Here is a 14,711-nt window from a genome sequence, read left to right as displayed (position 1 = left end):
CGCGCAGCCGGCCCTCCCGCGTGCCCGGACACGTCGCTGGGTGGGGAGGCCGCGCAGTCCCTGTCCCGGGTCATGTTTCCCGGCGTGGAGCCGCCGCCACCCCTGGGGCCCGAGTCAGGTTCCCGGTGCATTCAGCTGTGCCTCATTCGGCGCCTTTCCGGAGGTCACGGCCCGGCGCCGCCGTATGCCCCGGGTCAGTGCTCCCACCGCACCGGCCAGGCATAGGCCGCCCGTGACGACCGGGATCACCGCGAACCATGGTGTCTCCCACAGGCCGCCCGCGTCACCGGCGTAGATGGCGCCCCCGAGGGCGAGGAAGACACCGGCGACCAGCCGCCCCGGCTGGAACTCATGACGCAGCACGGCTCACCTCCGCCTGTCCGAGACCGACCCGGAGCTCGAGGTCGAGAGTGCCGGTGTTCTTGCCGCCCGACACCGGCGACAGGGTCAACTCCTTGTGCTTGCCCGGCTCCACGTCCACGTCTCCCGGCTTGTCGCCCGGCAGTTGGATGTCGCCCACCCCCACGTCGATGCCCAGCTTCACGGTCACGTCCTTCGGAACGATCACCTTCAGCCGGCCCATGCCGACGTCGGCCCTCGTGCTCACCGTCTGCCCCCGGGCCGGGTGCAGCCGGCTCAGGTCCAGGGTGCCGACGCCACTGCCGACGTCGTACTTCTCCTGCACGTCCGCCACCGCGGCCGGCTGCCAGGTCGTGCGTATCCAGTGCGTGCCGACGTCCTTGGGCAGGGCCGCCGAGCCGGCCAGCAGGGCCGCCGTGATGATGGCGAGAAAGACCGACCCCGCCCCCGTACGCCCCAGGAACGCGCTGACCGCGATGCCCAGACCGAGGACCAGGAGCGCACAGGACAGACCTGTCTGCAGGCTGGTGCCGAGCGCGTGGTCGTCCCAGGTCAGCCCCGTCCCGAGGCCACCCGCGAGCAGGGCGAGCAGGAAGACCCAGCCGCCTATCCAGCGGGGGCCGCGCGGTCTGGGCGCCGGGGAGCGTGGTGTGCGGATGTCCGCGCGGTTGGTCCAGGACGTGCCGAGGCTGATGTTGACCGCCGCCGCGATGTCCCGGTCGCGGGAGTCCCGGGGACCCCAGAGATAGCCGGTGCCGCCGACGTGCGTGCCGTCCTTGACGATGGGGTCGCGCCACCAGGAGGGGTAGGCGGCGGGGACCGGCGGTGCCTGGGCCTCCGGCGGGGCGTCGGCGACGGCCTGCGCGGCCAGCGGGTCGGGGTCGGGCGCGCCGCGCTGCCGCGACCAGTACCCGGCGCCCGCGAGGAGGAGGGAGAGGACGACGGCGAAGGCCAGCACCCCGCCGTTCTTCAGCAGCGACAGGAACACCCCGCAGCCGACCAGCGCGAACATCACCGCGGTCAGCGCCTGGCCGTCGACGCGGCCGGTGAGCAGTTTGCGGACCTCGTTCTCCTCCTCGTCCTCGTACGGGATGAGGAGCCAGGCGAAGCCGTAGAAGAGCAGGCCGATGCCGCCGGTCGCGGAGAGCACCGCGAGCGTGATCCGGAAGATCACCGGATCCATGTCGCACTGCCGCCCGAGCCCGGCACAGACCCCCGCAAGCACCTTGTACCGGCGGTCGCGGCGGAACCTGCGGGGAGCCTCGGTGGCCTCCGCGCCCGCACCCCCCTCTTCCTGCGCGCCCGCTCCCGCACCGGGCCCCGCCCCGGCGGCGGGTGCGGCATCCGCGGCGGTCGCGGCATCCTGCGGCCCGGCGCCCGGAGCGGGGCGCGGGCCGGAGCCGGGTCCCGGACCCGTCGCGGCGCGCTCGTGATCTGTCATGTGTCCATGGTGACGGCCGAGCCGCTCCGACGGGAGTCGGTACGACCCTGGCCGGACCCTGATATCGCCCCTGAGCCGGCGCCCGGGAACCGTTCGACCGGGCCCGAGTTCGAAGATCAGGGGTGTCTCGGGGGTCGACCCTGATGCCCCTGTCCTCCGACCGTGTGAGTATCGATGGCATGCCGGAAGCCGCTGCAGCGCCACTCGTCGAACCGCGGCCGCCGCGCAAGCTCTACCGCAGCAGCGACGGACGCTGGCTCGGTGGCGTGGCGCGGGGGCTCGCCGGGCATCTCGGGCTGCCGGTCATCTGGGTGCGGCTCGTGTTCGTCGGCCTGTTCATGGCGGACGGCCTCGGCGCGCTGCTGTATGCCGCGTTCTGGTTCTTCGTTCCGCTCGGCGTCGGTGGCGTCGGCGGCCAGAGACCCCCCTCGCTGGTCAGTACCGAGACCTCTCCGGACGGCCGTCGCAGGCTGGTCGCCCGCAAGCCGGACAAGGGCCAGATCGTCGCCCTGCTCCTCATGGTCGTGGTGGCCATGGTCTTCGTGGGCAATGTGAAGGTGGGCGGCGGAGCCAAGGCCTATCTCTGGCCCACCGTCCTCGTCGGCGCGGGCGTCGCCCTGGTCTGGCGCCAGGCGGACAACGCCCGCCGGGCCCGCTGGGTCGAGGTCGGCAGCCGCCGGCGCACGCTCACCCTGCTGCGCGCGGCAGGCGGTGTCCTCCTCGTCACCGCAGGCGTCTCCGGCATCTTCGTGCTCCAGGGCTCCGCCGCCCACCTCGGCTCCGTCCTGCAGGCGGCCCTCGCGGTCCTCGTCGGGATAACGCTCCTTGCGGGTCCCTACCTCGTCCGTATGACCCAGGACCTCTCCGAGGAGCGCCTGATGCGCATCCGCGCGCAGGAGCGCGCCGAGGTCGCCGCCCATGTCCACGACTCCGTGCTGCACACCCTGACCCTGATCCAGCGCAACGCGGAGAACGCGAACGAGGTCCGCCGCCTCGCCCGCGCCCAGGAGCGCGACCTGCGCACCTGGCTCTACAAGCCCGAGGGCACCGGCAAGGACGAGGCCGACGAACCCACCGACCTGGCCGACGCGGTACGGCGCAACGCCGCGGAGGTGGAGGACAAGCACGGCGTCCCCATAGAGGTCGTCATCGTCGGCGACTGCCCGCTCGACGAGAGGATCGGCGCGCAGATGCAGGCCGCGCGCGAGGCGATGGTGAACGCCGCCAAGTACGGTGGCGAGGGCGGCGCCGTACAGGTCTACGCCGAAGTCGAGGGGAAGACCGTCTTCGTGTCGGTCCGGGACCGCGGCCCCGGCTTCGACCTGGACTCGATACCCGCCGACCGCATGGGCGTCAGAGAATCGATCATCGGCCGCATGGAGCGCCACGGCGGTACGGCGCGGCTGCGCGCGGTGCCGGACGGCGGCACGGAGGTCGAGCTGGAGATGGAGAGGGCGGAGAAGACGTGATGAGCGATCCGACCGAGGCGAACGCGGAGTCTGTGGAGCCGAAGGCCGCCGGAGGCGCGGGCGAGCGGCACGTGCGTGTGGTCCTCGTCGACGACCACCGTATGTTCCGTACGGGCGTCCAGGCCGAGATCGGCCGGACCGACGAGACCGGAGTCGAGGTCGTCGGCGAGGCCGCGGACGTCGACCAGGCGGTCACGGTCATCACCGCGACCCGACCGGAGGTCGTCCTCCTCGACGTCCACCTGCCGGGCGGTGGCGGTGTCGAAGTCCTGCGCCGCTGCGCCGCGTTGATGGCCGACGCAGAGCAGCCGGTCCGCTTCCTCGCCCTGTCCGTGTCGGACGCTGCGGAGGACGTGATCGGTGTGATCCGGGGCGGCGCACGCGGCTACGTCACCAAGACGATCACCGGCACGGACCTCGTCAACTCCATCTTCCGCGTGCAGGAGGGCGACGCCGTCTTCTCTCCGCGTCTGGCCGGGTTTGTCCTGGATGCTTTCGCCTCCACCGACGCCCCGCCGGTCGACGAGGACCTGGACCGCCTCACCCAACGCGAGCGCGAGGTGCTGCGTCTGATCGCCCGGGGATATGCGTACAAGGAGATCGCCAAGCAGCTGTTCATCTCCGTGAAGACGGTCGAGTCCCATGTCTCGGCGGTCCTGCGGAAGTTGCAGCTGTCGAACCGGCACGAGCTGACACGGTGGGCGACGGCGCGACGGCTGGTCTGAGGTCCTCCGCCCGAGCTCACACCACGCGTGTGGCGCCCGCGAACGGCATCTCGTCGATCGGCGCGATCCGCACCGGAGCCGATGGGTTCGGGGCGTGGATCATCATGCCGTTGCCGACGTAGATGCCGACGTGGCTGATGCCGGAGTAGAAGAACACCAGGTCGCCCGGGGCCAGTTCGGAGCGGGAGACGCGCCGGCCGGCGTCGATCTGGGCGTAGGTCGTGCGGGGCAGGGAGATGCCCGCGGAGCGGTAGGCGGCCTGGACGAGGCCCGAGCAGTCGAAGGCGTCCGGGCCGGTCGCGCCCCACACATAGGGGCTGCCGAGCTTGGAGTACGCATACGAGAGTGCGGCCGCGGCGCGGGAGTCGGGCGCCTCGTCGGTCAGGGCCCCGGGGGAGACGAGGCCGTCCCGGCCGCCCGTGGCGGACCGTGAGGCGCGCTCGGTGCCGGCCCCGAGCCGAGCGCGCTCGGCGGCCGACAGCCGGGACACCAGCCGCCGCGCCGCATCCAGCTTCCCGGTGATCGTCCTCTCGTCCCGCTTCAGCTCCGCCTGTCGCGACCTGAGCCCGGCCAGCTCGATGCGGGCGGCCCCGCGCAACTGCTCGATCTCCCGCAGCTGTTCCCGTACGCCCGCCACGGCTGCCGCCTGCCGGGTGCCCGCCCGGTCGACGAACTCGGCCCCCTCGAGATAGTGGTCGGGGTCGTCCGACAGCGCGAGTTGCAGTGCCGGGTCGAGACCGCCGTCCCGGTACTGCGCCGCGGCCATCGAACTGAGCTCGTCCCGCGCGGAGTTGAGTCTGTCCGTCTTGCGCGCCGCCTCGTCCCGCAGGGTCGACAGCCGCCGCTCGGCGGTGTCCGCCTGCTCCTTCGCCCCGTCGTACTTCTCGGTGGCGACCTCCGCCTCCTGGTACAGCTTGTCCACCTCCGCCTTGACCTGCGTCGGCGTCAGGTCCGGCTCGGCGTGCCCGGTCCCGTCGAAGCCCGTCGCGGTGGCCGCGCCCGCCACGGCGATCGTGAACGCCGTCCGGGCCGAACTGCCGTTGAGCGAGCGCCGACTGGGCCTGCGGTGCGCTGCCACGTGGACTGCCCGTCCTTTCGTACGACCGCCCGCTGCGGGGCGGCTTACGCGTCCGGCGGCGGCCCGCACAGGGGGAGCGGGCCACCGCCGGACCTTCTCGGCGGTGGTGGCCGGCTGCCGCCCCTGGCCCGGGCGGTGGTGGGGAGCCGGTCACCTGGTGGAGGACGCTAAACCTGTGCGTGCCGGCTCGGTGACGGGATGTGCGGAAGTGCCCCCGGCGGATCGCCGGGTGACCGTATGCGGCCGTGATCCAGGACTTGCGCCGTCGACTTCACGCAGTGCGCTGACCGATGTGGCGGTTCCGGGACACGGCCGACTGGCGGAGTGCTATGGGCCGCATATATGCAGGGTCCACCTGTGAAGGACGGGGCGGTGTCCGGCGCCCCATGCGCCTCTGTTTAAGCTCCGGCCTCATGGACGTACTCATCCATCTCTTCGTCGGCCTGCACATCATCGGCATCGCCGCACTCCTCGGCGGCTTCTTCACACAGATGAAGGCGATGGGCCGCGGCGAGGCCCGCTTCGTCCCGGCGATGCTGCACGGTGCGCTGACGATGCTGGTCACCGGCGCGATCCTGGTCGGCCTCAACCAGGCCGACGACCATCACGTCAACAACATCAAGATCGGCTTGAAGCTGGCCCTGCTGATCGTGATCCTCGGCCTCGTCTATGTGAAGCGGGACGACGAGAAGATCGACAAGCGCCTGTTCGGGCTGGTGGGCCTGCTCACCACGGCGAACATCTTCATCGCGGTGCTGTGGACCTGACGCCGGCGCGGGCCGCGGCGACGGCTCCCGCGGCGACGGCCAGCCACGCCGCCACCGCGATCCACAGCAGCACCTCGCCGGGTCCCTTGAGCCGCGGGGCGTCGAGGGCGGCGGCGACGGACAGTACGGCCGCCGCCGTCATCCCCAGCGCGAAAACGGTCGACCAGCGCCGCACGTCGTAGCCGTGCCGCGGCCGGACCGCCTCGGCGACGAGCAGCACGGCGTACCAGGCCAGGTCGAGCACGAGCAGCGCCAGGGTGACGGCACGCAGGACGCCGCGGGCGTCGTCGTTCCACAGGTACAGGCGCGCGCTGTCCGCCGCGACGAGCTTCGAGCCTGCGAGCGCGGAGATGGCGAGCGCGCCGCCCGCCACCCACTGGTCGCCCGGCCCTTCCGCCACCTGTCGCAGGTCGAAGAGGGCCAGGGCACAGCCGTAGAGGACGAGCCCGAGCCAGAACAGCACGAGCGCCGCGTGCGCGAGCCATGCCGTCGCCTCGGCCCCGGCCAGCGTGGCACCGAGCACCGCCAGCCCCTGCGTGGCCACGCAGCACAGGAACACCGTGCCCGGCATGGGACGCCGCCAGTGCCGTGCGACCTGCACCAGCAGCAGCGGCCACAACGCAGCTGCCATCGCGAGCAGCGCCTCGGCGAGGGTCTGCCGTCCGAGGGCGGAGAAACGGGTCCCGAGCACGGCGGTCGCCGCCACGGCGGCCAGTGCCCCCGGCGTCCCCGCCTCCGCCCGCCACCGCCCCGGATCCCGCACCAGACGGACGCCGAAGCCCGCCGCGAGCACCACCCAGGCGACACAGGCCAGGCCCAGGACGACCCGCGACAGCACCTCGTACGCCGTCATGTGCAGCCCGACCGACACAATGCCGGTCGCCATCACGGCGGCCCCGGCCGCCGGCGAACGCTGCGCCCACCAGGGGTGGAGAGAGGTAGGGCCGGACATGAGGCCGATGCTAAGGAGTGGGGCGCGGGTTCAGGACGGGCCACGCGCGCGTGCATCACAAACTGCTCCGCACGCGCGCGTGCACTGCTCCCCGGGTGCCTCAGGTAGGCCGCACCACACTGTGGATGATCGATTCGCCGCCGTAGTAGACCGACTCCTCGCGGACGTATGCGCCGGGCTTCGGGGCGTGGATCATCATGCCGTTGCCGATGTAGAGGCCGACGTGGCTGATGTCGTCGTAGAAGAAGATCAGGTCGCCGGGCTGGGCGTCCGTCAGCGAAACCGTGGTGCCGGCGTTGACCTGGTCGTAAGTGGTGCGCGGGAGGGTGACGCCCGCGGCCTTCCAGGCCGCCTGGGTGAGGCCGGAGCAGTCGTAGGAGTCGGGGCCGGTGGCGCCCCAGACATACGGCTTGCCGATCTGCGCGCGAGCGAAGGCGAGCGCCTTCTCGGCCTTGGTGGCGTACGAGGAGTCGCTGGTGGAGGTGGATCCCGAGCCCGAGGAGGAGCCGCTGTCCTGGGCCGCGGCCTCTTCCTTGGCCTTCTCCTCCGCCGCCTGCTGCTTCGCCAGCTCCGCGGCCTTGCGCGCGGCCTCCGCCTCCTTCTGCTTCTGGATCGCCGCGAGGCGCGCCTTCTCCTCGGCGGTCAGCTTCGACAGCAGCTCGCGCGCGTCGGAGAGCTTCTTCTGCACCGTTGACTTGGCGGTCTGCAGGTCGCTCTGTGTCGTGGTGAGCGTCTCGAGGCTCTTGGAGGCCTCCTGGCGCTTCTTCATCGTCGCGGACTGCTCGGTGAAGTAGTCGTCGACCGCGCTCTTCTGGCGGGAGGTCAGCCGTCCCATCAGCTGCGTCTGGTCGAAGTAGTCCTGCGGGGAGTCGGCGAGCAGGAAGGTCGCCGTGTCGGGTGCGGAGGCTCCGGTCCGGTACTGGGCCGCGGCGAAGGAACCGAGCTGTTCCCGCTCTTCGTTGAGCTTCTGCGTGCGCTTGGCGACGTCGTCGAGGAGGGTGTCGACGTTCTTGCGCTGCTTCGTGGTCTTCTCTTTGGCCGCGTTGTACTTCTCGGTGGCCGACTCCGCCTGGCGGTAGAGGTCGTCGACCTTCTTCTCGACCTCTTCGAGGCTGGGCTTGCCGTCGGCGGCGGGGGCGGCGTTCGCCGACTGGGACAGCAGGGCCACCGAGGTGAGGGCGGCCGTGGCGAGGGCGGGGGTGCGTATGCCTGCTACGCGCGTACCCGCGGGGCGCGACTTGCGGTGCGACGCCAAGGGAGGCGACTCCTTCCATGCTCCGCCTACCGAGTTAGCTGTCGGGTTCGGGCGGGTGGTTCGGAAGGGTTGCCCTACGGTCCGTGTCCCTGGAGGGAGTGGGACCGATTCACCCCAAGGTCGGTGTGGGTCCCCGGCTCCGGATGCGCGGCGGCGCCCCGGACTCGGCGGAGGCCGCGCGGCCCGGCGACGTTCGCCGGTGGGGGTCGTGCGGCCTGCCGGAACGGTAGCCAACTCGTGTGGCCCCTGTGAAGGTTGATGTTCGATATGCCCGATACATTTTCGTGACCTTCGGTCAGGAGGTCGCGCACAGCCGTCAATCCGGAATGATCTGCGGTGACTCGTGCATATTTTGAACGGAGTGGCGTCATCCGTCCGCTTCCGGCGGATAACCTCCAGCCGGCCGCGGCGGCAAGAAGTGCCTAGGTCCACGCCTCGGACTGGCTCTCAGTTGCGGACCGTGACCGCACGGTCGTGGAGGGTAAGGGGAGGTCTGGCCGCCAGATCTGGAAGATTCAGGGGTTCTGAGGGTCGGGGAGGCCCGTGGGAGCCTGAGGATTCCGGCGATGTTCTCAGGGCGGCGGCGGGCTGTCAGTGGGGCACCCTAGACTCGGAGAGCGATGAGCAGCCTCTTTGACGACAGCTTCCTGGCGAACCTCCAGGCCCCCCGCGGGCACGAGGAGGAACCTCCGCCGCCGCCCGAGGACGATCACGGACCGGAGCCGGTTCCGGACGATCTGTTCGGCGGGAAGTTCGACGTGCCACCGGACAGGGAGGCCTACTACCGCAACGGCGCCCCCCGCCCGGCGATCGACCCGGCCGCGCTCCTGGACGGGCTGAACGAGAACCAGCGCGCGGCCGTCGTCCACTCCGGCACGCCCCTGCTCATCGTGGCCGGCGCCGGCTCAGGCAAGACCCGCGTGCTCACCCACCGCATCGCCTACCTCCTGGGCGAGCGGAACGTGCATCCTGGCCAGGTCCTCGCGATCACCTTCACCAACAAGGCCGCGGGCGAGATGAAGGAGCGCGTCGAGCAGCTCGTCGGCCCGCGCGCGAACGCGATGTGGGTGATGACCTTCCACAGCGCGTGCGTCCGCATCCTGCGGAGGGAGTCGAAGAAGCTCGGCTTCACCTCCTCCTTCTCGATCTACGACGCAGCCGACAGCAAGCGCCTGATGGCCCTGGTCTGCCGCGATCTGGACCTCGACCCCAAGCGCTACCCGCCGAAGTCCTTCAGCGCCAAGATCTCGAACCTGAAGAACGAGCTGATCGACGAGGAGGACTTCGCCGCCCAGGCCGCCGACGGCTTCGAGAAGACCCTCGCCCAGGCGTACGCCATGTACCAGTCGCGGCTGCGCGAGGCCAACGCCCTCGACTTCGACGACCTGATCATGACGACGGTCAACCTGCTGCGCGCCTTCCCGGACGTCGCCGAGCACTACCGCCGCCGCTTCCGGCACGTCCTGGTCGACGAGTACCAGGACACCAACCACGCCCAGTACGCGCTCGTACGGGAACTCGTCGGCACCGGCGCTCACGACGAGGACGTACCGCCGAACGAGTACGACCTCCAGCCCGCCGAACTGTGCGTCGTGGGCGACGCCGACCAGTCGATCTACGCCTTCCGCGGCGCGACGATCCGCAACATCCTCCAGTTCGAGGAGGACTACCCCGACGCGACGACGATCCTGCTGGAGCAGAACTACCGCTCCACGCAGACCATCCTGAGCGCGGCGAACGCGGTCATCGAGCGCAACGAGTCCCGCCGCCCCAAGAACCTGTGGACGAACGCGGGCGCGGGCGCGCGCATCACCGGCTACGTCGCCGACACCGAGCACGACGAGGCGCAGTTCGTCGCCGACGAGATAGACCGTCTCACGGACGCCGGCGAGACGAAGGCCTCGGACGTCGCCGTCTTCTACCGCACCAACGCCCAGTCCCGTGTCTTCGAAGAAGTCTTCATCCGCGTCGGCCTGCCCTACAAGGTCGTCGGCGGTGTCCGCTTCTACGAGCGCAAGGAGGTCCGGGACGTCCTGGCCTACCTGCGGGTGCTGGCCAACCCCGAGGACTCGGTGCCGCTGCGCCGGATCCTGAACGTCCCCAAGCGCGGCATCGGCGACCGCGCGGAGGCGATGATCGACGCGCTCGCCCAGCGGGAGAAGATCAGCTTCCCGCAGGCGCTGCGCCGCGTCGACGAGGCATACGGCATGGCCGCGCGCTCGGCCAACGCCGTCAAGCGGTTCAACACGCTGATGGAGGACCTCCGGACGATCGTCGAGTCCGGCGCGGGCCCGGCGACCGTCCTGGAGGCGATCCTCGAACGCACCGGCTACCTGGCCGAGTTGCAGGCCTCCACCGACCCACAGGACGAGACCCGCATCGAGAACCTGCAGGAACTCGCCGCCGTGGCCCTGGAGTTCGAGCAGGAGTCCGGCGAGGGCGAGGAGCCCGGCTCTCTCGCCGCCTTCCTGGAGCGGGTCGCGCTGGTCGCCGACTCCGACCAGATCCCGGACGAGGAGGACGACGGTTCCGGAGTCATCACCCTGATGACCCTGCACACCGCCAAGGGCCTCGAGTTCCCCGTGGTCTTCCTCACCGGCATGGAGGACGGCGTCTTCCCGCACATGCGCGCCCTCGGCCAGACCAAGGAGCTGGAGGAGGAGCGGCGGCTCGCGTACGTCGGCATCACACGCGCGCGTGAGCGGCTGTATCTGACACGGTCGTCGCTGCGCAGCGCGTGGGGGCAGCCCTCGTACAACCCGCCCTCCCGGTTCCTGGAGGAGATCCCGGCACAGCACGTCGACTGGAAGCGGACGGGCGCCACTGCCCCGGTCTCCTCCGGACCGGCGTCGGGCGTGGCGGCCTCCCTGTCGTCCTCCCGGTCACGATCGTCGGCCTCGGGCGCGTCCGGTTTCGCCACGAGCCGCGCCTCCGAGAAGCCGGTGGTCTCGCTGGCCGTCGGCGACCGGGTCACACACGACCAGTTCGGACTCGGCACGGTCGTGGCCGTGAAGGGCACGGGCGGCAACGCCGAGGCGACGATCGACTTCGGCGAGGCCAAGCCGAAGCGGCTGCTTCTGCGGTATGCACCGGTGGAGAAGTTGTAACTGGCCGCGACCTACAGCCCGTCCGGCGTTTGAGGACGAGGCCGTTCAGGCCGAAGGGGGGTCTGGGGCGCAGCCCCCAGCTCTCCTACGTCGGGTCCAGCCCATGACTCCGCAGCCACGGCAGCGGGTCGATCGCCGAGCCCCCGCCCGGCCGGACCTCGAAGTGCAGGTGCGGGCCGGTCGAGTTGCCGGAATTCCCGGAGTACGCGATCGGCGTGCCGGCCTTCACCGTCGTACCGGAGGCGACGCGATAGCTGGAGAGGTGGCAGTACCACGTCTCCGTGCCGTCCTTCGCGGTCACTATCATCATGTTTCCGTACGCGCTGTTCCACTGCGTGCGGACGGTGCCGTCGGTCGCGGCCATCACCGTCGTGCCGTACGAGACCGGGAAGTCGATGCCGGTGTGCACGGACATCCAGTTGATGCCGGCCTGGCCGAAGTAGGCGCTGAGGCCCTTCTGGGTGACCGGAAGGACGTACTTCGGGCGCAGCCGCTCCTTGCGGGCCGCCTCCGCCGCCGCCTTCTTCTTCTCGGCCTCCTGCTGGGCCTTGAGATCGATGCGCTCCTGCGTACGGCTGGCCCGGTCGGCGAAGTCGTCGGCGCCGGCGGAGAGGCTCCGGAGCTGGGTGTCCAGCTTGTTGTTGGCGGCGGATGGTTTCAGCGCATGTGCGTCCGACGCAGTCGTCGAGGTGTTCTTGTCGCCGGTGAACGTGCCCACGGAGGCGGCGGCGATACCGGCCACGCCCATCACACACGCCGAGGGCACGGCGATGGTCAGCAGCGCGGACCGCTTGGCGGGCGCGCGACGGCGGGAACGGGCCCCGCTGCGGGAGCCCGCGCGCGACGCCGGAGCCGGCGTGACGTCTTCCTGGTCGTCGAGGAGCGGGGCCGCCGAGGGCAGCTCGCCGGTGGTGTTCAACCCGCCGCCGTCCGGGGCGGATTCGTCGTACGAACCGTGATCGGCCTGCTGCTCGTAGTCGTCGGCGGGTCCGGCGGTCGCGGCGGTGTCGCCGGCCTCGGGGCCCTCGGAGTTCCACTGCGTGGCGTCGTACGCCCCGGTGTCGAAGGCCTGGGTGCCCCATTCCCACTGCTGGGTCTGGTCGGCGGGGGTGCCCGAATGGTCGGGCTGCAGCCAGGCGTTCGCATCCCACTGGCCTGAGACATCGTGCCCGGTGGCCTGCGGCGGGATGGCGGAGAGCGGCTGGTAGTCGGCGGTCCAGGCGGTCGTGTCGTACGCGCCGGTGTCATAGGCGGCATGGTGCTGGGCCGCGTACGCGTCGTAGTTCAGGGTGTGGTGGCCGCCCGTGGCCCATTGGCCGGAGTCGTACGAACCCGTGCTCTCGCCCGGGAGGCTGCCGAACAGGGGGTCTGCGGCGAAGGTCGCGTTGGCGTGGCTGCCGGTCGCAAAACCGTTGGAGTCGTAGGCGCCGTACGTGGTGAAGTCGCCGTACTGGGCTTCCTGCGTGCCGTACGACGCGTAGTGCGCCGAGGCGGCGTCGGAAGCCGGAGCCGGGGTGGTCATGGTCCCCGACGGGTGACGGTCGTTCACCAACTTCTCTTTCGCCTCGACAACAGGGGCTGCCAGAGCAGTGCGGTGACTGTACCCGGCGGTATGCGGGCTCGACAATCTTCAACAGGTTTCGTGCGCGCAGGAAACGGGCATTCGGCCGTGTTTCGGGGGAGGGCGGGCACGGCTTTGGCCCTGTGTTCGAAGAATGTTCGAGGCCAAATGGCTGTCGCATAGCCGTGCGGGTGCTGTCCGGGCGCCGTCCCAGGGTTGTAAGCAGGCTGTACGGAATGCAGCTGTGGGGGATGCGGCGGTAAGGGATGGGGTCAGGCCACTGTCAGGCCGCCGGCGTGGGCGGCGGCTTCGGCTCCTGTTCGTTCGGCGTCGAGGGCCTGGCGTATCCCGGTCGCGACGGCGGGGTGCACGGGCAGGGCGAGATGCCCGATCCCGCTGACCCGTACGTTCTGCACCATCAGGTCAGGGTGGTCGATACAGGCGGTCTCCAGCGGGTCCATCAGGTGATCGAGGTCGCTCCAGAAACTCACGAAGTGCGTACGGCAGCCCGGCGCGGGCCGGGTCAGCTCCTCGAGCAGCTCCGAGCCGGGGCGCATCTGGCGGACGATCGGGTGCGCGTTCGCCAGCGGCACCACCCGGGTGCCGGAGTGCGGGGTGCCGAGCGTCACCAGCGTGCGGACGCGGAGGTCACCGCCCAGCCGCTGCACGTAGTACCGCGCTATCAGTCCGCCGAGGCTGTGTCCGACGATGTCGACCTGCCTGCTGCCCGTGCGCTCGCAGATTTCCTCTATGTGCCGGCTCAGCAGCTCGGCCGCGGTGCGGATGTCGCAGGTCAGCGGCGAGTAGTTGAGCGACTCCACCTGCTGCCTGCCGTGCTGGGCGAGGCTGCGGCGCAGCAGCACGAAGACGGAGCGGTTGTCTATGAAGCCGTGCAGGAGGACGACCGGGGTTTTGGTCCCGGTCGGCAGCTGTGCGGCGCCGTCCGGCGACGGCAGCGGGGCCGATGGTCCTCGGCGTTCCTGCGTGACGCCGGAGGGATAGAGCAGGAGGTGTCCCGCGAGGATCGCGAGTTCCAGGGCGGTCGCCTTCAGCAGGGCCAGTGAGAGTCCCGCCAGTCTGCTCGGAAGCAGCCGCTGGCAGAGGGGAAGAAAGGGCAGCGCCGCCCTCGTGACCTTCATGGCCGACCTCCTGTCGGCACGCAGGAGGACGCCTCTGTCCCCCGTGTGCCCTCGTGGGAGGCCGCGAGGAAGGCGGTCGACGGCCCTTCAAGGCATCGTCGACACGCCGCATCGCCACGGCGCGCGGCCTGCGGCGCGGTGGTGCGGCAACCTCTTTGCGGCTCCCGTTGCGCGTGTTCCCGCCGGAACGGTGCGCGGTGAACGTGTCCCATCGTGTGATTTCCCCCTCGGTCTTCACCGCGAAACTGCCGGTTGCGGGATGCTGGCGATAACGTTCGTTCACTTCCCCGGCCGGTTCGGGTACTGCAGTACTTGTCGGTAGGGATGAATGCAGTCGCTTCATGGAGGCAGTGATGGGTGTGGCAGCCGGTCCGATCCGCGTGGTGGTGGCCAAGCCGGGGCTCGACGGCCACGATCGCGGGGCCAAGGTGATCGCGCGTGCGTTGCGCGACGCCGGTATGGAGGTCATCTACACCGGCCTTCACCAGACCCCCGAGCAGATCGTCGACACCGCGATTCAGGAGGACGCCGACGCGATCGGGCTGTCGATCCTCTCCGGTGCCCACAACACGCTCTTCGCCGCGGTGATCAAGCTGCTCAAGGAGCGGGACGCGGAGGACATCCTGGTCTTCGGCGGCGGGATCATCCCCGAGGCGGACATCGCTCCGCTGAAGGAGCAGGGCGTCGCGGAGATCTTCACCCCGGGGGCCACGACGCAGTCGATCGTGGACTGGGTGCGGGCCAATGTGCGGCAGCCGGCTGGGGCTTAGGCTGTCGCCTCGTGCGGGTCGGGTGGGGTGACCGGCCCTGGGGGCGCTGCCCCCAGACCCCCGGTCGGCCTGAACGGCCTCGTCCTC

General features: G+C 70.6%; 12 protein-coding genes and 1 riboswitch. Of the genes, 5 read left to right on the top strand and 7 right to left on the bottom strand.

Annotated features, from left to right (window positions below; genetic code table 11):
- Positions 1-114: 114 nt before the first annotated feature.
- Entirely contained in the window at positions 115-363 is a 249-nt protein-coding gene (locus tag IH68_RS0107500; RefSeq protein ID WP_030930265.1) for a hypothetical protein, read from the bottom strand.
- Positions 350-1,801, bottom strand: a complete 1,452-nt coding sequence (locus IH68_RS0107495) for a PspC domain-containing protein (RefSeq protein WP_030930262.1) — start codon at positions 1,799-1,801, stop codon at positions 350-352. Before IH68_RS0107495 ends, IH68_RS0107500 begins: the two co-directional genes overlap by 14 nt.
- Before the next feature lie 179 nt (positions 1,802-1,980).
- Here IH68_RS0107495 and IH68_RS0107490 point away from each other — a divergent pair, with 179 nt between their 5' ends.
- Positions 1,981-3,270: an ATP-binding protein gene (locus IH68_RS0107490; RefSeq protein WP_037884649.1), complete on the top strand. Its 1,290-nt coding sequence runs from the start codon at positions 1,981-1,983 to the stop codon at positions 3,268-3,270.
- Positions 3,270-3,995, top strand: a complete 726-nt coding sequence (locus IH68_RS0107485) for a LuxR C-terminal-related transcriptional regulator (protein ID WP_030930256.1) — start codon at positions 3,270-3,272, stop codon at positions 3,993-3,995. Before IH68_RS0107490 ends, IH68_RS0107485 begins: the two co-directional genes overlap by 1 nt.
- 16 nt (positions 3,996-4,011) lie before the next feature.
- On the opposite strand, the gene IH68_RS0107480 is transcribed toward IH68_RS0107485, so the two are convergent.
- Positions 4,012-5,073, bottom strand: a complete 1,062-nt coding sequence (locus tag IH68_RS0107480) for a C40 family peptidase (protein WP_030930253.1) — start codon at positions 5,071-5,073, stop codon at positions 4,012-4,014.
- A 413-nt stretch (positions 5,074-5,486) separates the two neighbouring features.
- On the opposite strand from IH68_RS0107480, the gene IH68_RS0107475 reads away from it, so the two are divergent.
- A complete protein-coding gene (locus IH68_RS0107475; RefSeq protein WP_030930250.1) occupies positions 5,487-5,840 on the top strand; it encodes a hypothetical protein in 354 nt (117 codons plus the stop codon).
- Here IH68_RS0107475 and IH68_RS0107470 read toward each other — a convergent pair.
- Positions 5,818-6,792 (bottom strand): tellurite resistance/C4-dicarboxylate transporter family protein, encoded by a 975-nt coding sequence (locus IH68_RS0107470; protein ID WP_030930247.1) that lies wholly within the window; start codon positions 6,790-6,792, stop codon positions 5,818-5,820. The two genes, IH68_RS0107475 and IH68_RS0107470, sit on opposite strands and share 23 nt — an antisense overlap.
- 100 nt (positions 6,793-6,892) lie before the next feature.
- Positions 6,893-8,047 (bottom strand): C40 family peptidase, encoded by a 1,155-nt coding sequence (locus IH68_RS0107465; protein WP_030930242.1) that lies wholly within the window; start codon positions 8,045-8,047, stop codon positions 6,893-6,895.
- Positions 8,048-8,055: 8 nt separating this feature from the next.
- A riboswitch (cyclic di-AMP (ydaO/yuaA leader) is annotated at positions 8,056-8,227 on the bottom strand.
- 440 nt (positions 8,228-8,667) lie between these two features.
- On the opposite strand from IH68_RS0107465, the gene pcrA reads away from it, so the two are divergent.
- Positions 8,668-11,154, top strand: coding sequence for a DNA helicase PcrA (gene pcrA / locus IH68_RS0107460; RefSeq protein WP_030930239.1), 2,487 nt, complete (start codon positions 8,668-8,670; stop codon positions 11,152-11,154).
- Between the two features lie 85 nt (positions 11,155-11,239).
- On the opposite strand, the gene IH68_RS0107455 is transcribed toward pcrA, so the two are convergent.
- Together IH68_RS0107455 and IH68_RS0107450 are read right to left on the bottom strand one after the other, a co-directional pair.
- Positions 11,240-12,676, bottom strand: a complete 1,437-nt coding sequence (locus tag IH68_RS0107455; protein WP_030930235.1) for a M23 family metallopeptidase — start codon at positions 12,674-12,676, stop codon at positions 11,240-11,242.
- A gap of 311 nt (positions 12,677-12,987) precedes the next feature.
- Entirely contained in the window at positions 12,988-13,854 is an 867-nt protein-coding gene (locus IH68_RS0107450; protein WP_030930232.1) for an esterase/lipase family protein, read from the bottom strand.
- A gap of 353 nt (positions 13,855-14,207) precedes the next feature.
- Between IH68_RS0107450 and IH68_RS0107445 the strand changes: the two genes are divergently transcribed.
- A complete protein-coding gene (locus tag IH68_RS0107445) occupies positions 14,208-14,624 on the top strand; it encodes a cobalamin B12-binding domain-containing protein (protein WP_030930230.1) in 417 nt (138 codons plus the stop codon).
- The last annotated feature ends 87 nt before the right edge of the window (positions 14,625-14,711 follow it).

Source organism: Streptomyces sp. NRRL S-646, from assembly GCF_000720765.1.
Classification (GTDB): domain Bacteria; phylum Actinomycetota; class Actinomycetes; order Streptomycetales; family Streptomycetaceae; genus Streptomyces.
This window is presented reverse-complemented; position numbering and strand designations above follow the sequence as displayed.